Origin of the sequence: Edaphobacter acidisoli (genome assembly GCF_014642855.1) — a bacterium.
Classification (GTDB): domain Bacteria; phylum Acidobacteriota; class Terriglobia; order Terriglobales; family Acidobacteriaceae; genus Edaphobacter; species Edaphobacter acidisoli.
This window is the reverse complement of the sequence record NZ_BMJB01000004.1, coordinates 37,827-62,935: the sequence shown is the minus strand read 5'-3', so window position 1 is coordinate 62,935 and position 25,109 is coordinate 37,827. Positions and strand designations below refer to the sequence as shown.

Genomic DNA, 25,109 nt, shown 5'->3' with positions numbered 1-25,109 from the left:
CATAGATAGGGTGGCGCAACTGAGTTGAAGAATCCACTCAGAGGTTTATGGCGGCTCAAGCCATGTCACAGGCCAGCAATGGTACTTTCCGGCTTGCCTTGCTTGTCAGCCCTTCTTGAACCTCTAATGCAATCGCGATGAAGATTGGAATCCAAAATACGGGCATAGTGATATCGGGAAGTCCCATACACGCATTGAGAAGATACGCTAAGGCTCCCCATCTAAGCCAAGCATGGCTCTTCGCTACATTCTTGAACAGCTTGAAGTAAAAAATCCCGAAGGATAAGGTACCGGCAACGCCTATATTGCTCAGCAGCGTTGCAATCATGCTCGAGGAGCGGCTGCTACCAAGTCCCACTCCAAGCCCATGAGTCACAATGGCCAGATGCAGTCCATATAGGTCCGATGTCGTTCGGTTGATAAAGGATCCGGTATCACCCTTTGACACTGTGGCCGACCCAAGTATTTCTCTGTATCCGGAAGACAGAACGAGAGCGGCAACCAATGGCCCAATTATCAAAAATGACATCCACGCTATCTTCTTGACTCGACGTAGATTGATATACCAAGGCATCCGGAAAGGAGAATAGCGGATCATGAGTGCAATCGGAGCAACCCCTAATACAAAAATGGAAGATGTAGAGGCTACAAGCGCGCTACTCAGCATTCCCAGAATTGTTCTGAAAATACCTTGCCTGTCAGCAAAATACTCTGCCATGAATGAAACACAATAGAAAATCACGAATCCGCCGGCAAAGGAAGGCTCGGAAAACGTTCCCGGGTTTCTCGTACCATAACCCTCCAACGAGCTCGTCCAGATCCCATACCCAGGATTATTCAGCACCAAAGAGAGCGGAAATTTGATTCCAACAAGCTGGCAAGCCGCTTCGGTAAAGATAAACCCCACTTCAATGTAGAACGCCGCAAGAAATGCCTTGCGCGTCTTCACGGGAGAAAACTTGATCGCAAGCAGCGAGAATGCAACTGCAACATGAACAGTCAAAAAACTCGCTTGCACAAAATTGTTCAGCCCCAGATGCAAGGGGGGACGAATGAGGAACCCCGCGTCGATACCTACCTTCGGATCGTAGATTGGAATACCTGCAAAAATGATGGGCGCTATAAATGCTGATGCAACTGATATGCAACCGAAGATCACCAGCCACTTAAACGATGAGGGGACCTTGCTGCTTTTAGCACCAAGAAGCTTGTTTAAGAGGGCCCTTCCGATAATGAGAATCGCGACCACATAATATGGCTGGATTCCCCGCTCTCCAAAGTTCGCCGCCGACGCAGCCTCAAAAACACATGCGATTATCAGCAGTCCCAGAAGACCTTCTTCTTTAAACAAGAAGAAATATACAGAGCAGCATAAGAAGATCAGGCCGATGACGGTTGGCATGGATTGTCAGCAACCTTCCCGAATTGAAATACCTGCCTGGCTTGGCAAATGCGCCTGAATCATGGAGAGCTAGAGGAGGCAGCCGCTTCTCTTCTGCAACTGCCTTCTGATGATACCCCATCGTTAATCTACAGGCATGCGGCGATAGTCTCACGTCGTACCTGCCTCTTATCCATCCCGATTCTGCAGCCGAAGCCAACGTGCACGCCCCAGATGAGTATCCGGACCGTTAGCTGTTTAGCTTCCATAAGCTCTCCAAACAGGATTTACATCTGTGAGAACATAGTAGCTGTGAGCCCGACCGAAGAATTGCAGCAACCTTCTAAAACCGCCGAAAAACCGGACCTGTCTGCGTTCTCCTCGCCGACGGAGGATGAGGTTTCGCTCTTCGATCTGCTCATCGTGATCTCGCAGCGGCGTTGGCTGATCTTCAAGGTTACAGCTTGCGCAATCTTGGCGGGTATCGTCATATCGCTTTTGCTTCCGGTGCATTACACCGCAGTCACATCCATCCTTCCTCCACAGCAAAATAGCTCAATTGGGGCATCTCTTATGTCACAGCTTGGCAACAGCCTCGGCTCCCTTGGATCGTTGGCCGGAGGAAGCCTCGGACTGAAGAACCCCAATGATTTGCAGGTTGCGCTCCTGAAGAGCCGGACCGTAGAGGACGCAATGGTGGATCGTTTCCACCTGATCGATCTTTACCATGTAAAGCGGAAATCGGATGCGCGCAAGAGATTTGAAGATGAAGTCAGCATTGATGACGGCTCAAAGGACGGACTGATTCGCATCTCCGTCACCGATCACAGCGCACAACGCGCGGCCGACATGGCCAATGGATACATCGACGAATTCAAGAAGTTCACTGCCACGCTGGCGGTCACTGAGGCCTCGCAACGCCGGCTCTTCTTTGAGCAGCAATTGCAGCAGGCAAAAGACAATCTGGCAAACGCAGAAGAAGACCTGAAGATTACCGAGCAAAAAACAGGCTTGCTCCAGCTTGACGCACAAGCGCGGTCCGCCATCTCCCTCGCCGCCGACCTGCGCGCCCAGGTTGCTGCAAAGCAAGTCGAGATTAACGCAATGCGCTCCTTCGCAACTGCAGACAACCCGCAGTTGCAGATTGCCGAGCAGCAATTAGCAGGACTCGAAGCCCAGGAAGAAAAACTGGCATCAAGTTCCAGCAATCCTGCCAACTCATTTCTCTCCAAAGGCAACTTGCAGGAATCGGGCGTCGAATACGTGCAGAAACTACGCAACGTCCGCTATTACGAAACAATCTTCGAACTGATGGCGCGGCAATACGAAGTTGCAAAGGTCGACGAGGCACGCGAAGGATCGACGATTCAGGTCGTCGACCATGCAGTCGTTCCCGATAGACGATCGTTCCCCATGCGGATCCTCATTGTGCTTGGCTTCGCCTGTTTCGGCTTTGTCATCGGTATTTGCTGGGTACTCGTCGAGCAAAGAATCAGGGACCCCAAATTGGAACACGATATGGAGAATCTCAGGCTGGCCTTCAAACAACGTTCCTGATCTGCGTCTTAGCCTCTCAGATCCGCCGGCCGCCTGGAATCTGCCAGATCATCTCATCACGCGATGACTGCCTGACAAGTCTGACCAGTAAGCCCGTCCTCGCATCAGGCATCAGATGTGAACACTGCCTACAACCACATCCATCCGGCATGATCGCTCATCGCGTCGTGAAGCTCTGCGTTGCTCAGAAATTGCCGCACCGCACGGAACTTCCACACACCCTGAGTGCAATGCTCTATCTCAGCAACCCTTTAAACGCACACCACAAGCCGCTCTATCAGCATCTCGCTTAGAACACCACATTCGCCGCCGCTATAGCGATTCCAAGCTGGCCAACAATCTGTGAAAGATCTACGATCAGGCGCAACGACTTGCCCTTGTTAAGATTCAGTGGAATCACAACTGTGTCACCCGGATAAAGCCGGAGCGAATCGAAGCTATGACCGCGAAGCGATGAGCTGTACTGGCTGCTGACTACGGCGCCACTAGCTCGGATAACAAAAGCCCGGCTCTTGTCAGCGTCACGGTTCGCACCTCCGGCAAGATGCACATAGTCGCCGAGCCGCTTTGCCGGATCATAGACGAACGAATTTGCGTTATAGACCGCGCCTTCAACACTAACCGTTGATGGGATGTGCGGCACTACAAACTGATCGCCATCTTCGAGCGGCAAGTCGGGAAGGTCGGCAACTGTGCGACTGCCAGGCGCAAGATTGAGCACGATACGGCCGGTCGCCTTGGCCTGGCGCAAGCTATTGACCACATTCCGGTTCTGCTGCTGTGCTGCGGCCAGCGCTGCGCTGTCCTGCGCGCTGATAGCGCTGTTGGCGCTATTGATCGCGGCTGTGCTCACCTGAAGCGCGATCTGATTGACGTATTGATTCAGTCGCTGCTGTTGCACGCGCCGCTCCGACTCGCGCGTAAATTCAGACCCATACAGGTAGGCATCAGGAGTAAGCCCTCCCGCCCGCTGGACCAGTTCGCGCAGCGTCTCACCCGGCTTCACACTGTACACGCCGGATGATTCAAACTCACCTTCCAACCTGACAAAACGCGTGCGCTGCTCCTGTGGGACACGCAAGTCGGACTTCGAGAAGATCGTCACAACGTCGCCTGGTATCAGCTCAAGGTTTTGCGACGCATCGCCATCGAGCACTGCTTTGCCTAAATTGAAGGGCAACAGGACAGTGGTCAGGTTCTCTTTGTTCTGACGCTCAATGACCGCATAACTCCAGTCGATATCCGGCTCAGTCAGTTTGACCTCGTTACGCGGCTTGAACTGGCTGGCAAAGGAGCTTGAGTTATCCGTACCTACCGTGGCTTGAGCAGAACTGGTTGCATTTGCTGAATGGGCTGAAGTGGACATGCCACCGTTTTCTTGGTCAGATCCGTTAGCCGAGTTATCAGTATTGTTATTGCCATTCGGAGCAGTTGTTTGCTGGTTGGGCGGTGGGGTATAGATATCGTTCATCCCGGTCGCCGATGTTTCGGATCCGGGAATCGTCACACAGTTCAGGCCACCATCGCTGGTCGGCTGTCCATACTGGTCCAGGCCCGGCACCCCGTCAGTAGCCCCCTCAGGGCTGCCAAACGGCATGCCCACGAGATATGGATTTTTTCTGACGGACGAATACCTCCAGTTCGGATGCTCTCCCTCATCACCCGGAGAGATACCATAGCGAAGACTGGGAAGCCCATAAACCGTCTGCGGAGCGCAGGTAGGAACATACGTCAGCGTGGGCTGTCCCAGTTGGCTCTGCCTCAGCCAGTAGTCGCGTGTAATCAATGCTTCTTTATTAGGAATCAGATCCAGCACGCGCATCCCAGGGCGCCACATATAGCGTCCCGGATTAGCAACATTCCCTCGTAGGGTGACCGCGTCCTTATACTGGTCGACCATCGCAGTCACTTCCAGCAAATCGCCATTGCGCAGCGCAGTCGACTGCCCCTGTGCATCCAGCGACAACTCCATAATGCTGCGGTTATGGCCTTCGTCGATTCGCTCCAGGCGGACCTCTTTGCCCGAAGCCGTGCTCGTCAGGCCTGCTGCAAGCCCCAGCACATCGCCGACGGTTGTCTTATCCGACTTCAACTCATAAATTGCGGGGACATTCACGCTGCCCGCCACAGCCACCTGCGGGCCCACCGGAGGAATATAAATCACGTCGCCAGGCAGCAACCGCACGTCCTGCGATTTGTCACCGCGCTCCAGCAGATCGTACATATCAAAATCAACGATCACCTTGCCTTCGCGCTTCAGCACAATGTGCCGCAAACTGCCCGCAGGGCTCGGCCCTCCGGTGGCGAAGATGGCATTCGTCAAAGTGCTCAGCGCGCTGATCGTATAGCTCCCTGGCTGCCGCGCCTGTCCTACGACAAACACCTGAATGGAGCGCAACTGCCCCATGCTCACGCTCAGGTCGAAGTTGCGAAAGATTCTTCCGAACTGCGCCTTCAGATAATCGTGCAACTGCGCATACGTCAGCCCCGCAACATGCAGCGTCCCAACCTGGGGAATGTAGATCGTTCCCGAACGATCGACCATATAGCGGCCATCGAGCGTAACCTGCCCCCACACCTGCACCAGCAACTGGTCGCCTGGCCCAATAAGATAATCAGGCGTCACCGGCGCTGAATTCACCGGGGCGAAGGTCGAAGGCGGGGTCCGAAACAGGCTGGCTCCGTAGATCGGCAGCATCTTCCCGATCGAATTGGCGACCACCTGCTGAAACTCAGTTGGCGCATCCAGCGGAAGAGGCTTCCGTTGCACCAGCCGATTGCCATTCTGCTCCGTGTTCTGCTGCGTATTATTCTGATTGTTCTGCTGCTCCTGGCCAGGAATAACCACGCCCTTCACCGACTGCTGCGGCACCGACACCGCAGGAGTCCGGCCGGCCTGGCCGGCCTGCTGGCAGGTCGGGTCATCCGCACCGCACGGCAATTGGTCGTTATTACTCGAAGGCGAGAGGACCTGATCGTACTGAGAGAATTGCTGCCCAAACACCACGCACCCGCCCAACACGGCGAGGCATAGCGCAAACCCGAGTCTGAAAGCTCTGGCCGAGTTACTGAACTGCATTCGCTCCGGTCCTCTTCAATCTTCCCGCAGCGCTGGCACACTCCATGCACAGGACTGCCTTGGTGAACACGCTGGCGCAGCCTTGCTACAACCAGAAATGCATTGAAATCGTGAACTCAGCATACCCGAATCCCGGTCCATAAGAGAACGCGATGAGATGCTATTGCCCGCTTCGTTAACTCAAAGTGCGGCAAAGGCCGCCCTCAACTCAAGCCTTACCCTGACCCGTCTCCACTGCCTGCGCCACACGCAACATGGTCGCTTCGTCAAAGTGGCGTCCCATCACCTGTACCCCGATCGGCAACCCAACCTTAGTTTCACCACATGGCACGCTGATACCGCAGATACCTGCCAGGCTGGCCGCTACGGAATAGATGTCCTCCAGGTACATCTTCACCGGGTCATCGGTCTTCTCGCCCAGCTTGAACGCAGGCGTAGGTGTGACCGGTGCAACCAGCACGTCAACATCATGGAAAGCCGCAAGAAAATCCTTCGTCAGCAACGCCCGTACCTGCTGCGCCTTGCGATAGTAGGCGTCGTAGTATCCGGCAGAGAGCGCATAGGTCCCCAGTAGAATACGGCGCTTCACCTCGGCTCCAAAGCCGGCATCGCGCGTCTTGCGGAACATCGCTGCAAGCGTCTTCGCCTCCGCGTCACGCAGGCCATAGCGCACGCCGTCGAACCGTGAAAGGTTCGACGATGCCTCCGCCGTCGCAATCACGTAGTAGGTCGGCACCGCGTATTTCGTGTGCGGCAGACTCACCGGCTTGATCACGCACCCTGCAGCCTTCAACCCAGCCAGCACACCTTCAATCGCCGCTCGAATCTCCGGGTCCAGCCCTTCGCCAAAGTACTCCTCAGGAACGCCAACGCGCAGGCCCTCAACCGGCTTTTGCAGCTCAGCTGCATAGTCCGCCACAGGACGGTCCGACGAGGTGGCATCCATCTCGTCATGTCCGGCCAGCACCTGCAACAAAGCAGCAGCATCCCGCACATTCTTCGCAAAAGGCCCCACGCGGTCCAGCGACGAGGCGAACGCAATCAGTCCATACCGGCTGACACGCCCATACGTTGGCAGCACGCCCACCACTCCGCAAAAAGCCGCAGGCTGGCGAATCGAACCGCCCGTATCCGTGCCCAGCGTCGCCACTGCAAAGTCAGCCGCCACTGCCGCAGCACTGCCGCCACTTGAGCCTCCCGGCACGCGGTCCAGCGCGCGCGGATTCTTCACACTGCCATAGGCTGAATTCTCATTCGAGCTTCCCATGGCAAATTCATCGCAGTTCAGCTTGCCCAGCAGCACGGCACCCGCAGCTTCCAGCCGCTTCACCGCCGTCGCATCGTAAGGCGGCCTGTAACCCTTCAAAATCAGCGACCCAGCAGTCGCCGGCGCCCCCTGCATGGTCAATACATCCTTGATGCCCACTGGAACTCCAGCCAGCACAGGCAGCGGCTCACCCTTAGCTACCATCTGGTCAATCTTCTCCGCCTGCGCAAGAGCGCGCTCGCGGCTCAACGCCAGATAGCTATTGATCGCGCCATCCTCGGCTGCAATCCGCGCGTAGTGCACCTCAGCCAGCGCCGTTGCCGTCACCTTGCCTGCGGCAACCGCTCCACGCGCGCCTTCAATCGTCAGGTTCCTGATCTCCACCGCCTCTGAACTCACCTTTCAATCACCTTCGGGACCTTGAAGAACCGCCCGTCCGTCTCCGGTGCGGCAGCCATCACCGCGGCGCGATCCAGACATGGCCGCACGGTGTCCACGCGCAGCGCAGCGCCGGCAGCATCCGGACCCGCCCCAAGCATCTCGCTCACCTGGGCCATCGGCTCGACACCGCTTGTATTCAACTCATTCAACTGTGCGATATATCCCAGAATCGCGCTCAAATCCCGCTGCATGCGCGGCTCTTCTTCCGCTGTCAGCTCAAGATTTGCCAACTCCGCGACCCGCCGCACTTCTTCCAGCGTCACGCCGGACAGTTCACTCATCGCCTGTTCTTCCTCGTGATTTCAACGCGAATCTCTTTCACCGGAACCCCCGCCAGCCGCGTCAACTCGACTGCAAGCCGCTCCTTCATATTCATCATCTCACGCATCCACGCGTCATCCACAGCCCCCAGCCGCAAGACTCCGTCTGCATAGCCCAGGACCACCCCTCGCTCGGCCATCATCTTTCCGCTAGCCACAATCCAGGCTGCTGTCAGCCTGTCCACCTCGCTGAGCGCCTCAAGGCTCCGACCCAGCGAGCTGCGCAACACCTCGCGAATACCTTCCATCGGTCGCTCCATGCAGGCCACAAACGCGTCCGGCATGCAACTCAGCATGCCGGCACACAAACCATACCTTATTGTGAACGATTACGCCGCGATCAGAAGGCTCCGTCCTGGTTTACAACCGAGGAGAAGGTCTTCATCAGAATCAGCATGTCCCTGCGTAGCGACCAGTCCCCGACGTACTTGCAGTCCAGGGCCACGCGCTCGCCATAGGTGAGCTCGCTCCGCCCAGAGACCTGCCACATCCCCGTCAAGCCCGGAACCACCCTGCGATAGCACTCAAAACAATCGCCGTACTTCTCCACCTCGGCTGCGACGATCGGCCTCGGCCCCACCAGGCTCATCTGGCCCCGAAACACATTCCAGAGCTGCGGCACTTCATCCAGGCTGTATCTACGCAAAAACGCACCAATCTTTGTCACACGTGGGTCATTGCGCAACTTATGCGTCTTGTTCCACTCTGTCCGAGCGTCGGGATTCTGCTCCAGATACTTCTCAAGCAGCCCCGCCGAGTCCACGCACATCGTGCGGAACTTCCACATCGAGAAGAACGTGCCGCCCCTGCCAATCCGCCGGTGCGAATAAAACACCGGGCCCTCCGAGCTCATCTTCACCAGCATGGCCACCACGGCGACCAGCAGCAGGATAAGTGGAGAGAATGTAATCACCAGGGCAACATCAAGGAACCGCTTCAGAACGCGGTACCGGAAAAGCTCCGCCGGCTTGTCGGACGCACTCTGCACGCGCCCGGCGGTATGGCTCACTGCCGGAGCGTATGAGTAGGAATCGTCAATAGTCGCTATTGGCGACTGGGGAGATTGGTATTCCGTCACGATCTAAATCCGTGTCTGTATGGCTATACGTGCGCTTTATTCAGCGTCACGCCGGCCATACCGGTTAAACCTGCTCACTCAACTTTCGCGGTGTGATGTATTCGTACCCGTTCCATGCCGGAACGCCGCGTCTTGCTTTTCTTCCGTCTTGTACTGCGTAACCTTCTCTGCTCAACACGCCTGCCTCTCGCTTGGGCCGGCTCCTATAAGTTCATCGACAACCTGGGAAGAAAATCCAGTCGCGTACTACAGTTTCTTCAGTCTACTAAATTACTTCTTCGGCCAACTGTGCCAAATCACAAAATTATCTTCATTTTGTCCCGATTTGAAGTCATTCCAAGTACAACTTTCATGGAAGTTCAATCGCGATACACTGCCCAAATGCGACTCCTCGATACCCCGCTATCCCAAGTTAAACTGGTTCAACCCCAAATTTACAAAGATAGTCGCGGCTGGTTTACAGAAGTATTCAACCAGTCAACTTTTGCTGCCATCGGACTACCCTCCGGCTTCATTCAGGACAATCAATCCTATTCCTCCCAAGGGGTTCTCCGAGGCCTTCATTACCAATTAGTAAAGCCCCAGGGCAAGCTCGTGCGCGTTCTCTCCGGTCACATCTGGGACGTCGCCGTCGATCTCCGGCCAAACTCTCCCGATTTCGGCAAATGGGCCGGCTTTCACCTCAAACCACTGACCTCCACCGGCGAGCTACAGATGCTTTGGATTCCCGAAGGCTTCGCCCACGGCTTCCTTGTGTTGTCTGAATCTGCTGAAGTCCTCTACAAAACCACGAATCCTTATTATCCGGAAGGCGAACGCACCATCCTCTGGAACGACCCCACGCTCAACATCGGCTGGCCGCTCGATGCTCTCCATGGAAGCGCGCTCATCGTCAGCACCAAAGATGCGCAAGGCTCTTCCTTCGCTACAGCCGAGCTTCCCCCGGCAGAGTAAAACCACTCCAGCACATTTCGCCTGAAGGCTTCTATGCAAATCACTGCCTACTTGCCGACAGGCTCCTGCATCAACCACCGTTCCACCTCGGCCAGCGAGTCCACCTCGATGCAACTCCCTGCACACTCAGCCGTCTCCGTGCCCCGCACGAAGAACGCCTGCCGCAGTCCAGCCGCATTGGCTGCCGCAATGTCACTGCATCGGTCGCCCACCAGCACCGACTCCTCCAGCGAGACGCCCAGCTCGCTCGCGCCGCGCAGCAGCATCCCAGTCCCAGGCTTGCGGTCCTCGTGCTCGCGCTTGTATCTGCCAATGCCATGCTCCGGGTGAAACGGGCAATAGTAGACCGCATCCAACTCCACGTCCTCTGCGCGAAGCGCCTCGCGCATCCACGCCATCAACCGCTCAAAGTCCTCTTCGGTGTAATAGCCACGCGCAATCCCAGCCTGATTCGTCACAACAATCAACCGGTAACCCAGCCTCCGGGCCGTGCGGCAAAGCGAAAAGATGCCATCGACAAACCGCACGTCTTCGACGCGGTGCAGATACCCCACCTCCACGTTCACCACGCCATCACGATCGAGAAACAGCGCACGCCCGCTCATAGCTCCGCCACCACTTTCCTGAGCGACTCGCGCCAGTCCGCCATCCTCCAGCCAAAGCATGACGCAAGCTTGCTTGTATTCATCCGCGAGTTGGCCGGCCGTCGCGCCGGGGTAGGATACTCCGCCGTCGTAATGGCCTCGAGGTCTGCAAGCTTCACTTCAGGCTCGCGCTCACGGACAAGCCGTACCGCCTCCGTAGCAAATCCATGCCATGTCGTCTCGCCCGAAGATGTCGTGTGATAAACCCCGCCGAGCTGCACCAACACATCAGCGACATCACCAATGGCCTCGCACTGAGACATCGCGTGCGCCGTCATCACGGCAAGATCGCGGCTCCACGTCGGCGCACCGTGCTGATCAGCAACCACGCGCACCACCTCACGCTCACGCGCCAGCCGCAGAATCGTCAGCAGAAAATTCTTCCCCCGCGCACCATACACCCAACTCGTGCGAAAGATCAGGTGCCCCGCGCCGCTCTCTGCCAACGCCCGCTCGCCCGCCAGCTTACTCGCTCCATACACACTCACCGGATTCGTAGCATCCGTCTCAACATAAGGCCGATCGCCCGCACCATCAAAAACATAGTCGGTCGAAAAATGAATCACGCCCGCGCCAATCGCCCGCGCCTCTTCACCCATCACGCGCACAGCATCACGATTGATCGCATAGGCCAGTTCCGGTTCACTCTCCGCCTTGTCCACCGCAGTATAAGCAGCCGGATTCACAATCCACCGCGGACGCACCGCGCGAATCACCTCGCGCACCGAAGCCACATTCGCCAGATCCATCGCATCGCGCCCCGGCGCAACCACCTCGCCGAACTTTGAAAGCCGCGGAAGCAGTTCGCCGCCTACCTGCCCCGTCGAACCAGTCAGCAGTATCTTCGCCTCGGGCGCCGCAGCCGCCATCTAAAACACCGTCTCTTCCAGCAGCCGCAGCAGATACTGCCCGTAGCCATTCTTCTGAATCTTTTCCGCCATCGCCCGCAACTGCCCAGCGTCGATGTAACCAAGCCGGTATGCAATCTCCTCAGGGCACGAGACCTTCAGCCCCTGCCGTTTCTCGATGGTCTGGATAAACGTCGAAGCCTCCAGCAGCGAGTCATGCGTGCCAGTATCAAGCCACGCCATACCGCGCCCCAGCAACTGCGCCCGCAACTGCCCCAGCTCCAGATACCAGCGGTTTACATCCGTAATTTCCAACTCGCCGCGCGGCGAAGGCTTCAACCCCTCCGCCACACTCACCACCTGGTTGTCGTAGAAATAAAGCCCCGTGACCGCATAGCGCGACTTCGGCTTCGCGGGCTTCTCTTCAATCGAAATCGCACGCTTCTCCGCGTCGAACTCCACCACACCATACCGCTCCGGATCGAGCACAGGATAAGCAAACACCGTCGCTCCTGCCCGCCCCGCCGCAGCCTCGCGCAGCATTGGAGCAAGATCGTGGCCATAGAAGATGTTGTCGCCCAGCACCAGGCAGCACCCATCGCCTGCCAGAAACTCCCTGCCAATCAGAAACGCCTGCGCCAACCCATCCGGCGAAGGCTGCACCGCATACTCCAGCCGAATCCCCCACTGCTCTCCCGAACCCATCAGTTGGCTGAAGCGCGGCGTGTCCTCCGGCGTCGAGATGATCAGGATCTCCCGAATCCCCGCCAGCATCAGCACCGACAGCGGATAGTAGATCATCGGCTTGTCATACACCGGCAGCAGTTGCTTCGACACCGCCCGCGTCGCCGGATGCAGCCGCGTCCCCGAACCACCAGCCAGAATAATTCCCTTCATCGCGAAGCCTCCGCAGCCGCACGTCCCGCATAGTTCTCGGCAACCCACTGCTGATACGCTCCACTCGTCACATGCTCCACCCACGCCGCGTTCCCGAGATACCACTCCACCGTCTTGCGCAGCCCGGTCTCAAAGCTCTCCTCCGCGCGCCAGCCAAGCTCGCCTTCGAGCTTGCGCGCATCGATCGCATAACGGCGATCATGTCCCGGACGGTCCGTCACGAACTGCACCAGCCCGAAGTGCGGAGCAAACTTCGACCCCGGCGCAAGCTCATCGAGCAACGCGCACAGCGTCTTCACCACGTCAAGATTGCTCCGCTGGTTCCCGCCGCCGACGTTGTACGTCTCGCCCACACGTCCAAGCTCCAACACCGCACGCAGCGCGCGGCAGTGGTCCACCACATAAAGCCAGTCGCGCACCTGCTGACCATCTCCATACACAGGCAGAGCCTTGCCCTTCAGCGCATTCGCAATCATCAGTGGAATCAGCTTCTCCGGAAACTGATACGGCCCATAGTTGTTCGAGCAGTTCGTAATCAGCGCAGGCAGCCCATACGTGTGCACCCACGCCCTCACCAGATGGTCCGACGCCGCCTTCGACGCAGCATAAGGACTGTTCGGCGCATACGGCGTGTCCTCATGAAACGCAGGATCGTCCGGCGCCAGCGTTCCGTAAACCTCATCGGTCGAGACATGCAGAAAGCGAAACCTCTCGCGCTCCTCGCCCGTCAGCGTTCCGTAGTACTCCCGTGCAGCCTCCAGCATCGCAAATGTGCCATCGATGTTCGTGCGCAGAAACGCCTCCGGCCCGGCTATCGAGCGGTCCACATGGCTCTCCGCCGCAAAGTGGACCACAGCACGTGGTCTATGCTCGCGCAAAAGCCTGTCCACTAAAGCACGGTCGCGGATATCACCATGCACAAACGTGTAGTCCGCGCGCGCCTCGACCGAAGCCAGATTCTCCAGATTGCCCGCGTAGGTCAGCTTGTCCAGATTGATCACCGGCCCGCAGCCTGAACCAAGCCAGTCCAGTACAAAATTAGAGCCGATAAATCCAGCCCCGCCCGTTACCAGAACAGGCGCGGCACCGCCGCTTAAAGTCTTATCACTCACTGCCATCTCTCTATCTTTCCGGCCCTACACAGCAGGACCGCATCAGATACAGTCTATTGGCAAGCGCGACTACCGTAAATCCAATCTGCGCCCTCGGTTCTCGATCTGGAACCCGAGGCTCTCACTGAACGCCGTTCATCCCACCCACCTTCGTCCGCACCGAATACAGCGCCCCGCGCGCCAGAATAAACAACGTCCTGTCGTCTTTACCGCCGAAGACCAGATCAATCGGCCTGTCCGGCACATCGATGGTATCGATTAGCCGCCCTGCCGGGTTGTAGACATAGATCTCGCCCGCAGCAATATAAACATTCCCCGCCGCATCCTGCGCCACGCTCTCGCCGCCCTGCTCGGCAAACAGCCTGATATCAGTCAACGTGCCGTCCGGCGCAACCTTCGCCGCGTAGGTCTTCTGCTCCGACTCATCGCTCACATAGAACGGTTTGCCCGGCACCGCACGCACCAGCCCAAACGCACGCAGCACATCCGCCATCTTCGTGCCGTAGTAAAGTTCGCCCTTCACAAAATCCTCACCTGCAGGAATAAACGTCGTCCCATCCGGCGAGACATACTGGTACGGCCTCGGCACAGGCACCGCCTTCACAAAATCATTCTCATTCCGCCAGTAGTTGTCGGGCAGCACCGCCGTCATCCCGGGCCGCGCCTGCGCAGACTGCGGCTTCAGCAGCGAAATCGAATCATCCTTCGCATCAGGATTGAAGCTGTACACCGTGCCATCGCCGTCATACGAAACCACCATCAGATCGCCGGCTTTGTCGAACACCAACTGCACCGGCGAAAGCGGCGCATCCCGCACCAGCGAGAGCATCTTCGTCTCCGGCGACCACCGATAGATCCGCTGCCAGTGCGCGTCCACAAAATAAAGCTGCCCCGCCTTGTTCACCGCCGCGCCCGAGATATTGAAGAAGCCATCGCGCAACTTCTCCACCTTCGCGCCCGCAGCCAGCACAGAATGCGTCACCGGCTTCTGCGAAATCATTGCGTCGGTATCAATCGTCAGCGAAGCAAACTCACGATGCCTCACCAGCACATCCGCCGGACGATGAATCACAACCGAGTTATCAAACGAAACCTTGTTGTCGCCATACACATGAATATTGCGCAGCCGAATATCCTTCGAGTTCGACACCTCAATCGCGCGCAACCCCGGCTGATAACTGCTCACTACGCGATAGCTGTGATAGTTCGCCACCGTCACATTGCTCGAATTGCGAATCGACAGCGGCAGCGCAAACCCGCTCTCGCCGCGCTCCTCCTCCGTCTGCAGCGCATAGATCTGCCAGTTCGAAACATTGTTCAACTCCACCTCATTGCGAACATGATGCTCACACGAGAGCTCATAAATCCGCCCGCTCGTCGAGGTGTTCGAGATATACAACCCGGCCTGCGCAAACGTGCTCGGCGTCCAGATATCCGCAAACGTGCCTCCCCCGCCATTCGTAATCCACAGGCTCGGATACTGGCTGTCCCATTTGCGCCGAATGTCAGCATCCGCCGTGTGCGTGTTGTTGTAGATCGTGTCCCACGAAACGCCCGGATAGTTCGTTCCATGCCCGCCCAGAAAACGCACATCGTCCATCAGCGAGTTCGTGCCCGCCATCCACTTCGCCGCCACCGCGCGGCTGTTGATGCCGTTCGTATATAGCCCAATGCCGGTCACAATATTCGTCCCGCCCTGAGGCGCCTCCAGCAGAGGCTTCGGTGCTCCCGGCCCCTGAAATCCCGGCGTCGAATCCGGCAGATCAAACTGCGTCGTCGTCGGGCTCAACCCAATCAGCACCGTATCCGGCTTCAGCCGAATCGTGTCGGTCACAATATAGTGCCCAGATGGAACATAAATCGTTCGGTGCTCCGCAACCGCCCGCTGAATCGCAGCCGTATCATCCGTCACACCATCGCCCTTCGCGCCGAGGTCCTTCAGATTCACCCACGTATCCTGCGCCGGAAGATGCGGAATATCCGAAGCCACCGGAGTAGGAAGCGCACTCAGCGCAGCCGTGTCAAACGTCGTCTTAATCACCGGCGTCGATCCGATCCCGGCAAAGGTCAACCCATGCGTGAACGCCGCAACCCGATACATCTCGCCCTTGCCGTCCACTTTGTTGCCGCTATCTCGGAAGCTGGCAAACTCCGGTACATGTCTGCACACAATGTCTTCGAGATTGATCTCCGTCCGATTGTTGTTCTCATTGCTGATCACAACCGCAGGCCCCGAAATCTCCTCAAACCTCGCATCCTTCACCCAAAGCTCGTCCGCATAACCCGCATCAATCGCAATCGCCGAAGGCACATGCCGGAACTCGTCGCGCACCAGCGTCAACCCAGCCTCATGCTCCTTGATCGCCGCCTGGCTCTGCCCCTCGAAGCTCGAATCCAGCAACGTAAACTGCCACCCCGGCGAAGGCTTGCGCGTCATGATGCCATACTGGCCACCGTAAAAGTGCAAGTCCTCAGCTTCATTGCCGACATCGTGCAACGCCGCCAGCCCCGACCCGATATGAAAGTCCATGTGCGCCAGATAACAATGCTGCGCCACATGAAAACGAATCCCCACTGCCGCAGGATTCCCATCCTCAATATCGAAATCAATATTGCTCATCGCCGAATAGAACGTCCCCGGATTCGCATCCGGAATATTCGCGTTCGGCGGCACAATCCCCGGCAGCGACGCAGCCGGCCGCCGCCGAAACCGCGCAGCACCCACACGCGGACGCCCGCCCGTAAACATCACCATGTAGCCCATGCCAGCCTGATAGCCGGGCGTATCTTTGCCCAGCACAAAGACCGGCCTCTCCGCGCCATAGCCAATCAGCCGAATCCCCGGCCACACAAAGATCGTCCTGCTGATGCGATACCGCCCCGCAGCAATAAAGACGATGCCCTGCTCCGTCGTCTCCTGCACCTTGTCGATAGCCTGCTGCAGCGCCGCGCTGTCGTCACCAACGCCGTCGCCATGCACGCCGTCCGTGCCCGGAGCCACATAGACAGCCTTCACATCATTAGGCCGAAGCGTGTAGTAAGACGCTCCCCACGCGGGAGCAATTGCACATCCTGCAATCGCTCCCGCCAACAAACACACTCCAAGCTTCAGCCTCATGCCGTTCTCCCGCGTTACCAGATGTAAGTAGCCACCGCTCCAGCTCCCAGCGAAGCACTGAATTCACGGCCACCATCACGCACACTGAAGCTCTGGTCCGCGCCGCTCGTGTTGGCCACAACCAGAGCCTTCTTTCCATCTGGCGTCCTGAACGCGACATTCGGCAACTGCTCCAGATCGTTCGACCCAATCCGCACCGAACCTGCCGGAACAAATTTCGACACCTGCGCAATCACGTAATAAGCCAGATTGAGCTTCACATTGTCGCCGTCAATCGTCAGTGCTCCCTGGCACTCCGTGCATCCTCCATCATTCGTGTGCGGACCATCCTGCGAATCGGCGGCCAGGTTCCACAGCAGCACATTCCTGCTCCAGTTCCGCGTCGCACCAATCACCACCCACGCCTCCGGCTTCGCAACCGGCTCCTTCCCGCTCGGGTCCGTAATCGACTGCTCGGTGAAGTAGAGGTTCTTGTTGGGGAAGGCATTGTGGACTTCGGTCATTGCATCAATCTTGCCGCCGTACAAATGAAATCCCGTGCCATCTATATACTTGTTCGCCGCCGGGTCCTTCAGAATCGAGAGCGGATATGCCGGGTGGTCCAGGTTGTGGTCATACAGAACAATCTTGGTTTTGATACCGGCCTTCTCGAACGCAGGCCCAAGATAGTTGGCGATGAAGTCCGCCTGCTCCGGCGCGAGCATCACCATGCTGGGCGTGTTCTTCTCGTTCAACGGCTCGTTCTGCACAGTCAGCGTGTCGATATCGATGCCTGCTGCCTTCATACCCTCGATGTACTTCACAAAGTAAGTCGCGTACGAGCCGAAATACTGCGGCAGCAGAACGCCTGCCTTCGGCTTGTCCGTCGTCTTCATCCACGCAGGCGCAGACCACGGCGAAGCCAGAATCTTAATCTTCGGATTGACCTTCAATACCTCCTGCAGCACAGGAATCACCGTGGTCTCATCCGGACCGAAGCTGAACTTTTCAATCTTGGGATCGGTCTCACCCGCAGGCAGATCGTCGTAAGAAAAAGCATGGTCGTTCATATCCGACGACCCCACACTCACCCGCAGATAGCTCACACCAATGTCGTCGCCACCCGTGCCAAACAGCTCCTGAATCAGCGCCGCGCGCTTCTCCGCACTCATCTTCATCATCAGCTCGGCGCTGCCGCCGGTCAGCGCAAACCCGAAGCCATCGATCGTCTGGAACGTCTGCTTCCCATTCACATCAATCACCAGCCCCGCAGCCGCGGCGGCCTTCGAAAGCTCAGGATGCGTCGTCTGCAACTGAAGCAGCTCGGACTGATTCCGGTCCGTCACCCACACCGAAACATTCTTCTGCGCAACCAAAGACACCGGAGCCGCAATCATCGCAGCCAGTAACAACGAGCCTGTCAGCTTGTAAGTCATCCTCTCCTCCATTCACCTAACCCTTTGCAGTCATTCTGAGCGAAGCGAAGAACCCCCGCATTTTGTTCTGAGCGGCACCGATCTTTGCTTCAGAGCAAACGCACGATAGCCCTACGGAAGCGCCACCTGCTTCGCACCCAACGCATCCAGATAGCCGGCATTCACATGGCAGTTGTGCAGTTGAATGTTCTGGAGCAGCCCATCAAACGCGCGGTCGATCACATCCTGCGGAGGCCGCGCCTTCACGCGATCCTCGGTATGCCCCATATCGCGCGGCAACTTGGCAAACGCCACAATCTGGTCCCAGCCCGCAGGCGGCGCATACGACACCATCGCCGAAGTCTTCTCCATCTTCTTGTAAGGCCAGAAGGTCCACCCGATGTGGTTCGCGTCCAGCACCGCGCGATACTTCGCGATCCAATCGTCCGTGTTCTCGCCCGACTCACCCAGCCACACCGGCACGTTGTACTTGTCGCGGAAATCAACATACTTCTGCACGGCCTTCTGGTCCGGAGTCATCCAGTACTGGTGAAAGGTGTACGCCGTATTCGAATCAAACGGCGGCCCGAAGACCGAGAAGTTCCCATCCCACTGCGCGCCGCCGAGGAAAATAATGTGGTGCCTGTCCACCTGCCGCACCGCCGCAGTCACTTTCTTATAGACCGGCTCCAGCTTCGCATTGAAGCTCTGCGCCAAACCTGGATAGGTAGGAATCGGCTCATTCAGCAAGTCGTATCCCATCACGGTCGGATTGTTGCGATAGTGCCGCGCAATCCGCTGCCACACCGCCACAAGATGCGCCTGCTCCATCGGGCTGTCATACAGCCACGGATAACCATAGCCATCATCAATGTTCGCGCCATTCTGATGCCCCGGAGCGGCGTGCATATCGAGAATCACATACAGTCCCTCGTCATGGCTCCACTTCACCACGTTGTCCAGCAACGTGAACCCCTCCGAAGGATCGGTCTCGAAGTACTTATAGTCGAGCGGCACGCGAATCGTATTCAAACCCGCCTCGTGGATCAGGTGAATGTCCGCCGCCGTAATGTAGTTCTCGCGGTATTGCTTCCAGAATGTCTCCGCCTTGTCCGGCCCGATCAACTCCTCCACCAGGTCCCGAATCTCGCGCGGGGCCTGCGGCCCTCCATCGAACAGCCACATATACCCCTCAGGCAAAAACCAGTTCCCCAGGTTCGTGCCATGAATCAGGAATGGCTTGCCGTGCCCATCCACAATCTCTTTCCCCTGCGTGTGCGCGTACTGCGCATACAGGTTCAGCGGCACCAGGCAAGCAAGCAGAACGGCGAAACCAACCAGACGGCGGAACGACATCGGTCCAACTCCTCTCCAAAGGCAAGTCGTAAATCACCACGGCATTTCTTATTGCTATCCCTATCACCAACCAGCGGTCTGCCAGCCAACGGTCATTCTGAGCGAAGCGAAGAACCCCCGCATTTTGCCAGTACCGGCACAAATCCTCGTTTCAAAGAACAACGATGCAATCACAAAACGTTCTACGGCAACACTGTAAATTCCGCGTGCTCCTTCGCATTCGAGTCCGTCCCAACCCACAGGTCAAACTTCCCCGGCTCAATCGCCCACCTGTGCGTCGCCGCGCTCCAGAAGCCCAGCTCCTTCGTATCAAGCGTCAGCGTCACCGTCTTCTCTTCTCCCGGCTGGAAACTCACACGCCGAAAGCCTTTCAGCTCACGCACCGGACGCGACGCCGACCCCGCGCGCTGATGTGTATAAAGCTGAATCACCTCATCGCCGGCAGCCGCGCCGGTATTCTTCACATCCACCGAAACCGTCAGCGCCCCACCCGACTTCACATCAGGCGCACTCACCCGCAGATTGCTCAGCGCAAACGTCGTGTAGCTCAACCCATAGCCAAACGGATACAGCGGCGCGCTCGACCCGTCCCAGTACATCGTGTCGCGGTCATGCGGAATCTGCGTCAGGTAGTGCGCGTAGTAGATCGGCACCTGCCCTACACTGCGCGGCCACGTCACCGGCAGCTTGCCGCCGGGGTTCGCATCTCCCGCCAGCAACGCGGCAATCGCATCGCCGCCCTCGGTCCCCGGATACCACGCCTCCAGAATCGCTGGCACATGTTCCGAAGCCCACGTAATGTTCAGCGGACGAGCATTCAGCAGCACCAGCACCACCGGCTTACCCGTCGCCACCGCAGCTTCCAGAAGCCGCTCCTGCTCGCCCGGCAGCTTCAGCGACAGCCGCGACGCCCGCTCGCCGCTCATATTCTGCGCCTCGCCCAACACCAGCACCGAAACATCCGCCTGCTTCACCAGATCGATCGCATGGTTGAACTCCGCCTCCCGCGCAGCCGCCGTCTTCAGTACCGGATCAGGGCTCCAGAACTGCGAATCAAAGATCGAAGGCTGCCCGCGCTCGATCTCCACACCTTTCGTCGAAGTGATCGCCGCCGTCGCGCCAAATCGCCTGCGGATCCCGTCGAGCACCGTCACGGTCGCGTCTTTATCTCCAGCCAGGCTCCACGAGCCCATCGTGTCGGCCTTCGAGTCCGCCAGCGGCCCGATCACGGCAATCGACTTCACGCTCTTCAGCGGCAGCAGCCCGCCCTCATCGCGCAACAGCACCGCAGTCTTCTCCGCAGCAGCCTTCGCGCCATCACGCTCTTCCGCCGACTCCTCTACCGCGCTCACCCGCGCCAGATCAACATAAGGATGCGCGAACAGCCCGAGCCTGTACTTCATCAGCAGAATCTGTCGCACCGCCGCGTCAATCGTGGACTCCTTCACCAATCCCTTCTTCACCGCATCGGCCAGATTGTCACGCATCACATGGCTGGTCATCTCCATGTCCACGCCCGCATTCACCGCGCGCACCGCCGCATCCTCCGGTCCCGAAGCAAACCCATGCGTCGTCAGGTTGAACACCGAATCCCAGTCACTCACCACAAACCCATCAAACTTCCACTTGTCCCGCAGCACATCGCGCAGCAGAAACGTATTCCCCGTCGCCGGCACCCCATTCAAATCCATATACGCCGACATCACCGACCCCGCGCCCGCATTCACCGCGGCCTCAAACGGCGGCAGATACACATTCCACAGCTCATTGTCCGAGATATCCGACGAGTCATAGTCGCGCCCGCCCGCCGCCGCGCCATAACCGGCAAAGTGCTTCACGCAAGCCAGTATGTGATCCGCCGAACCAATCTCCGGCCCTTGAAATCCGCGCACCTCCGCCGCAGCCATCTGCGAGCCAAGATACGGGTCCTCGCCCGCTCCCTCCATAATCCGCCCCCAGCGCGGATCGCGCGCAATATCCACCATCGGCGCAAACGTCCACCTCACGCCCACAGCACTCGCCTCACGCGCGGCCATGCTCTCCGCATTCTCCGCCACCGACGGGTCCCACGAAGCCGCCAGCGCCAGCGGCACCGGATAGATCGTCCTGAACCCATGAATCACATCGAACCCAAAAATCAGCGGAATATGATGCGGCCCGCGCTCCACCGCCAGGTGCTGCAACCGGTCAATCTCCTTCGCGTCCGTGACGAACAGAAACGACCCCACCTGCCCCTTCAGAATCCGCTCGTCCGGCGTAACGTCTTCCTTCTGGTTCAGAGGAATCTGGCTCATCTGCCCCAGCTTCTCCTCCAGCGTCATCTTGCCCAGCAGGTCATCGACGAACCGTTCCGCCTTCGCCCCCGCAGGAGTCTTCTCATACACAGGCGCCGCGGCCAGCAAAGGGGCCGGAGCAAATCCACCCACCAACGCAAGCGTCAGCCCGCACACTGCAAACGGCCTCAGCCAACCGCGCAACAAAGAATCAAACGACATCGAAAGCTCCATCCTGATGGAGCGGCCTGGGCCGTTCCGCACAGATTAATTTCTACGAAGTGGAATCTGACCGCCCGGGCAAGCTCTCGCGGCCTAAGCGTCTCCGAAATATTCTGCGTCGCTCCGCGGCAGCGCAGAATCCTTCTTGTTCACTGCGAAACAAAGTGTAGACAAACGTTTGTCTTTTGTCTACAGAAATCCTCCCGTTGCCTGTCCTTCCATCACCTCCAGCATCTCAACACAAAAAGCTCCCGGCGCCAAAGCAGTTATTGATATGCTTTGTAAACGAAGAGCCCCACTCTCGCGAGCCCTCGAAGCTGACTCCAGCCAATGCCGAAACCAGTCTCGTCGCCCCACCAAACCGGCCGCCACGCCAGCCTCAAGATGCTGGCCGAGTACCTCGGGCTCAGCCCCTCCACCATCTCCTTCGTCCTCAACAACACCCCCGGCCGCTCCATCCCAGAGTCCACCCGCGCCCGCGTCCGCGCCGCCGCCGCCAAGTTCAACTACCAGCCCAGCATGATCGCCCGCACCCTCCAGGGCAAGCGCATGAAGACCATCGGCGTCCTCGTCCCCATCCTCGGCGAAGGCTACCACTCACAAGTCCTCTCCGGCCTCGGCGACTACCTCATGCGCGAGGAGTACTTCTACTTCACCGTCCACCACCAGCACAAAAAGGACCTCATCTCCGCCTACCCCGATCTCCTCCGCACCCGCGGCGTCGACGGCATCCTCGCCATCGACACCCACCTCTACACCCCACTCCCCCTGCCCACCGTCCTCGTCGCCGGCCACACCGAGCTGCCCAACATCACCAACGTCGTCCTCGACCACGAGCGCGCCGCCCACCTCGCCCTCGGCCACCTCCACAAACTCGGCCACCGCCAGATCGCCTTCATCCAGGGCCAGCCCTTCAGCTCCGACTCCGACTCCCGCTGGGCCGCCACCCTCAAGGCCGCACAGGAGTTCGGCATCGAGGTCCACGAAGACCTCGTCGTCCATCTCTCCGTCGACTCCACCTCACCCGAAATCAGCTACCCCGGCATCCGCAAGCTCATCCAGACCCGCCGCCCCTTCACCGCCGTCTGCTGCTTCAACGACGTCTCCGCGATGGGCAGCATCCGCGCCCTGCACGAAGCCGGCCTGCACGTCCCCTCCGACGTCTCCATCCTCGGCTTCGACGACATCCAGTCCTCGGCCTACCAGGTGCCCAGCCTCTCCACGATCCGCCAGCCGCTACGCAAGATGGGCGCCACCGCCGCGCAGATGCTCCTCAAAAAACTCTCCGGCGAACAAACCCCCGACCTCATCCACGTCGAACCCGAACTAGTAGTCCGCGAATCCACCGCCCCACCCCGTACGCCACCCAAGAAACACAAACTGTCCAAGTAGAACGGCCCGTTACCGCTGCGGCGATGGATGCGTATCGACCCGCCCGGCAATCGCCTCAGGCTCCAGCTTCCCACCCTCCGTCAGGTGGTAGAAGCGGTCTCCGGCGACGTTCTCGAAGACCTGCGGCGGCCCGTTCGGCCACAGCACCTCCACCCTGTCGATCCGCGCCGCATCCCCCAGCCCGAAGTGCAGCCGCACGTCGCTCTGCGAAAGATAACTCCCGCCGCTCCGCACCTCGCCCAGCTGAGTCAGCTTGCCCGTCGTCACCCGAACCCGCGCATTCAGCGCCAACCGGTTCTTCGGACTACCCTCCAACTGGAAGCTCACCCAGTGGTGCGCCGGATTGCTCTTCGCCTCCAGAATCATCGGCCCACCCGTCAGGTTCTCGACCACCACATCCAGCCTGCCCGTGTTGAAGAGGTCGCCCACCGCCAACCCGCGGCTCACCTGCGGCTCCCGCACCGCCGGCCCACTCTCCGCGCTCACGTTCCGAAACGTGCCGTCGCGCCGGTTCTGGAAGACCAGCTTCGGCTCCTTGTACGCAATCCCCAGCTTCGCATCATCCACCTGCGGATAGACATGCCCATTCACCAGCATCAGATCCAGCCACCCCGAGTTGTCGAGATCGAGAAACGCATCCCCCCACCCCACATACGGCGAGCTCGGCATCGCAATCCCCGCCATCCGCGACACATCCGTGAAGCTCAGGTTGCCGTCGTTGCGATAGAGCGCGGCGTATTCGTCGCTGAAGTGCGTCACCGCGATGCTCATGCGGCCAGTGTTCATGTAATCGCCGACAGCAAGCCCCATGTTCGCCTGCTCGACACCGTCCTCGCTCATCGCCACGCCCGCATCGAGCGCCATCTCCTTGAAGTGGCCGTTCCCCTCGTTGTGGTAGAGATAGTTCGGCTCGCCATCGTTGGCGACAAACAGGTCCAGCTTGCCGTCGTTGTCGAAGTCAGTCCAAACCGACCCCAGCCCGAAGAAGTGGTTCGGGTCATCCACACCCGCCTGTTTCGCTACCTCGGTAAACGTGCCGTCGCCATTGTTCCGATAGAGCGCGTCCGGAGACCCCTTCAACCCGCGCGGCCCACACTGCACCGCGACGCCGTGGTACTGGCACGTCTTCAACGAGCCAAACTTCGGCAGATCGTGCAGATCGAGATCCACATAGTGCGGCACGAAAAGATCCGGAATGCCATCGCCGTCGTAATCACCAAACGAGACGCCAGTCGCCCAGCCCGTGTCTTTATCGAGCCCTGCGGCCTTTGTCACATCGGTAAACGTACCGTCGCCGTTGTTGCGATAAAGCACCACGCCGCCAAAGCAGCTCACAATCAGGTCCGGACGCCCATCATTATTGAAGTCGCCGACAGCCACGCCCATCGCCCAGCACGGATACCCAACGCCAGCTTTATCGGTCACGTCGGTGAACGTACCATCGTGGTTGTTGTGGTACAGCGCACCACGAGCTTTCTTGCCCGCCAGCGCCATCGAGACACTCGGAGCATTGGTGAAGTAGATGTCCGGCCAGCCATCGCCGTCATAGTCAATCAGCGCCACGCCGCCGCTCATCGACTCAACAATGTACTTCTGGTCAGGGCTTGCCAGATGCTCAAAGTGAATTCCAGTCGAAGCCGTAATATCCACCAATTGCGGCACATGCTCAGGAGCAGTCGAGTGAGCAGCCTGCGCTCGCATTACCGCTGAAAACAAAATAGCCGCACAGCCGAACCGCATCAACCAGCCAAGACCCCGATGTACCGCACGCGCCAT

The 25,109-nt window shown here is 58.5% G+C and carries 18 protein-coding genes; 3 read left to right on the top strand and 15 right to left on the bottom strand.

Going from position 1 to position 25,109, the window contains the following annotated elements:
* Positions 1-55: 55 nt before the first annotated feature.
* Positions 56-1,402: a hypothetical protein gene (locus IEX36_RS16755; RefSeq protein WP_188760727.1), complete on the bottom strand. Its 1,347-nt coding sequence runs from the start codon at positions 1,400-1,402 to the stop codon at positions 56-58.
* Positions 1,403-1,693: 291 nt separating this feature from the next.
* On the opposite strand from IEX36_RS16755, the gene IEX36_RS16750 reads away from it, so the two are divergent.
* On the top strand, positions 1,694-2,938 hold the full coding sequence (locus tag IEX36_RS16750; RefSeq protein ID WP_229669089.1) for a GumC family protein: 1,245 nt from the start codon (positions 1,694-1,696) through the stop codon (positions 2,936-2,938).
* A 289-nt stretch (positions 2,939-3,227) separates the two neighbouring features.
* Here IEX36_RS16750 and IEX36_RS16745 read toward each other — a convergent pair whose 3' ends face one another.
* The 5 genes from IEX36_RS16745 to IEX36_RS16725 all read right to left on the bottom strand — a co-directional run bounded on the left by IEX36_RS16745 (position 3,228) and on the right by IEX36_RS16725 (position 9,123).
* Positions 3,228-6,017 (bottom strand): SLBB domain-containing protein, encoded by a 2,790-nt coding sequence (locus tag IEX36_RS16745; RefSeq protein WP_188760725.1) that lies wholly within the window; start codon positions 6,015-6,017, stop codon positions 3,228-3,230.
* A 208-nt stretch (positions 6,018-6,225) separates the two neighbouring features.
* Positions 6,226-7,668 (bottom strand): Asp-tRNA(Asn)/Glu-tRNA(Gln) amidotransferase subunit GatA, encoded by a 1,443-nt coding sequence (gatA, locus tag IEX36_RS16740; RefSeq protein ID WP_188760765.1) that lies wholly within the window; start codon positions 7,666-7,668, stop codon positions 6,226-6,228.
* Positions 7,669-7,679: 11 nt separating this feature from the next.
* Positions 7,680-8,006: an Asp-tRNA(Asn)/Glu-tRNA(Gln) amidotransferase subunit GatC gene (gatC, locus tag IEX36_RS16735; protein WP_188760724.1), complete on the bottom strand. Its 327-nt coding sequence runs from the start codon at positions 8,004-8,006 to the stop codon at positions 7,680-7,682.
* Positions 8,003-8,329 carry a DciA family protein gene (locus IEX36_RS16730; protein WP_229669088.1) on the bottom strand — a complete coding sequence of 109 codons (327 nt, stop codon included), beginning with the start codon at positions 8,327-8,329 and terminating at the stop codon, positions 8,003-8,005. Before IEX36_RS16730 ends, gatC begins: the two co-directional genes overlap by 4 nt.
* 56 nt (positions 8,330-8,385) lie before the next feature.
* Positions 8,386-9,123 (bottom strand): sugar transferase, encoded by a 738-nt coding sequence (locus tag IEX36_RS16725; RefSeq protein WP_229669087.1) that lies wholly within the window; start codon positions 9,121-9,123, stop codon positions 8,386-8,388.
* Between the two features lie 114 nt (positions 9,124-9,237).
* Here IEX36_RS16725 and rfbC point away from each other — a divergent pair, with 114 nt between their 5' ends.
* The gene (gene rfbC / locus IEX36_RS16720; protein WP_308422331.1) at positions 9,238-10,077 is read left to right on the top strand and encodes a dTDP-4-dehydrorhamnose 3,5-epimerase; all 840 of its coding nucleotides are present in this window, start codon (positions 9,238-9,240) and stop codon (positions 10,075-10,077) included.
* Between the two features lie 47 nt (positions 10,078-10,124).
* On the opposite strand, the gene IEX36_RS16715 is transcribed toward rfbC, so the two are convergent.
* The 8 genes from IEX36_RS16715 to bglX form a co-directional block, all read right to left on the bottom strand.
* Positions 10,125-10,682, bottom strand: a complete 558-nt coding sequence (locus IEX36_RS16715; RefSeq protein WP_188760723.1) for a D-glycero-alpha-D-manno-heptose-1,7-bisphosphate 7-phosphatase — start codon at positions 10,680-10,682, stop codon at positions 10,125-10,127.
* Positions 10,679-11,590, bottom strand: coding sequence for a dTDP-4-dehydrorhamnose reductase (gene rfbD, locus IEX36_RS16710; protein ID WP_188760722.1), 912 nt, complete (start codon positions 11,588-11,590; stop codon positions 10,679-10,681). The genes IEX36_RS16715 and rfbD overlap by 4 nt, the downstream gene beginning before the upstream one ends.
* Positions 11,591-12,466, bottom strand: a complete 876-nt coding sequence (gene rfbA / locus IEX36_RS16705; RefSeq protein ID WP_188760721.1) for a glucose-1-phosphate thymidylyltransferase RfbA — start codon at positions 12,464-12,466, stop codon at positions 11,591-11,593.
* Complete coding sequence (gene rfbB / locus IEX36_RS16700) at positions 12,463-13,578, bottom strand: dTDP-glucose 4,6-dehydratase (protein ID WP_229669086.1); 1,116 nt, start codon at positions 13,576-13,578, stop codon at positions 12,463-12,465. The genes rfbA and rfbB overlap by 4 nt, the downstream gene beginning before the upstream one ends.
* Before the next feature lie 121 nt (positions 13,579-13,699).
* Entirely contained in the window at positions 13,700-16,696 is a 2,997-nt protein-coding gene (locus IEX36_RS16695) for a glycosyl hydrolase family 28-related protein (protein ID WP_188760719.1), read from the bottom strand.
* A gap of 14 nt (positions 16,697-16,710) precedes the next feature.
* Positions 16,711-18,111 carry a glycoside hydrolase family 30 protein gene (locus IEX36_RS16690; RefSeq protein WP_188760718.1) on the bottom strand — a complete coding sequence of 467 codons (1,401 nt, stop codon included), beginning with the start codon at positions 18,109-18,111 and terminating at the stop codon, positions 16,711-16,713.
* Between the two features lie 111 nt (positions 18,112-18,222).
* On the bottom strand, positions 18,223-19,446 hold the full coding sequence (locus IEX36_RS16685; RefSeq protein WP_188760717.1) for a glycoside hydrolase family 5 protein: 1,224 nt from the start codon (positions 19,444-19,446) through the stop codon (positions 18,223-18,225).
* Between the two features lie 182 nt (positions 19,447-19,628).
* Positions 19,629-21,941 carry a beta-glucosidase BglX gene (bglX, locus tag IEX36_RS16680; protein WP_188760716.1) on the bottom strand — a complete coding sequence of 771 codons (2,313 nt, stop codon included), beginning with the start codon at positions 21,939-21,941 and terminating at the stop codon, positions 19,629-19,631.
* A 330-nt stretch (positions 21,942-22,271) separates the two neighbouring features.
* Between bglX and IEX36_RS16675 the strand changes: the two genes are divergently transcribed.
* Positions 22,272-23,333 (top strand): LacI family DNA-binding transcriptional regulator, encoded by a 1,062-nt coding sequence (locus tag IEX36_RS16675; RefSeq protein WP_229669085.1) that lies wholly within the window; start codon positions 22,272-22,274, stop codon positions 23,331-23,333.
* Between the two features lie 9 nt (positions 23,334-23,342).
* Here IEX36_RS16675 and IEX36_RS16670 read toward each other — a convergent pair whose 3' ends face one another.
* On the bottom strand, positions 23,343-25,109 hold the full coding sequence (locus IEX36_RS16670) for a CRTAC1 family protein (protein ID WP_308422330.1): 1,767 nt from the start codon (positions 25,107-25,109) through the stop codon (positions 23,343-23,345).

Excerpts from the sequence above, each read along its gene's own strand:
- IEX36_RS16755 (WP_188760727.1), bottom strand. The coding sequence starts at position 1,402 with ATGCCAACCGTCATCGGCCTGATCTTCTTATGCTGCTCTGTATATTTC.
- IEX36_RS16745 (WP_188760725.1), bottom strand. The coding sequence starts at position 6,017 with ATGCAGTTCAGTAACTCGGCCAGAGCTTTCAGACTCGGGTTTGCGCTA.
- gatC (WP_188760724.1), bottom strand. The coding sequence starts at position 8,006 with ATGAGTGAACTGTCCGGCGTGACGCTGGAAGAAGTGCGGCGGGTCGCG.
- IEX36_RS16730 (WP_229669088.1), bottom strand. The coding sequence starts at position 8,329 with ATGCCGGACGCGTTTGTGGCCTGCATGGAGCGACCGATGGAAGGTATT.
- rfbC (WP_308422331.1), top strand. The coding sequence starts at position 9,238 with ATGCCGGAACGCCGCGTCTTGCTTTTCTTCCGTCTTGTACTGCGTAAC.
- IEX36_RS16715 (WP_188760723.1), bottom strand. The coding sequence starts at position 10,682 with ATGAGCGGGCGTGCGCTGTTTCTCGATCGTGATGGCGTGGTGAACGTG.
- rfbD (WP_188760722.1), bottom strand. The coding sequence starts at position 11,590 with ATGGCGGCTGCGGCGCCCGAGGCGAAGATACTGCTGACTGGTTCGACG.
- rfbA (WP_188760721.1), bottom strand. The coding sequence starts at position 12,466 with ATGAAGGGAATTATTCTGGCTGGTGGTTCGGGGACGCGGCTGCATCCG.
- IEX36_RS16695 (WP_188760719.1), bottom strand. The coding sequence starts at position 16,696 with ATGAGGCTGAAGCTTGGAGTGTGTTTGTTGGCGGGAGCGATTGCAGGA.
- IEX36_RS16690 (WP_188760718.1), bottom strand. The coding sequence starts at position 18,111 with ATGACTTACAAGCTGACAGGCTCGTTGTTACTGGCTGCGATGATTGCG.
- IEX36_RS16685 (WP_188760717.1), bottom strand. The coding sequence starts at position 19,446 with ATGTCGTTCCGCCGTCTGGTTGGTTTCGCCGTTCTGCTTGCTTGCCTG.
- bglX (WP_188760716.1), bottom strand. The coding sequence starts at position 21,941 with ATGTCGTTTGATTCTTTGTTGCGCGGTTGGCTGAGGCCGTTTGCAGTG.
- IEX36_RS16675 (WP_229669085.1), top strand. The coding sequence starts at position 22,272 with ATGCCGAAACCAGTCTCGTCGCCCCACCAAACCGGCCGCCACGCCAGC.
- IEX36_RS16670 (WP_308422330.1), bottom strand. The coding sequence starts at position 25,109 with ATGGCGCGTGCGGTACATCGGGGTCTTGGCTGGTTGATGCGGTTCGGC.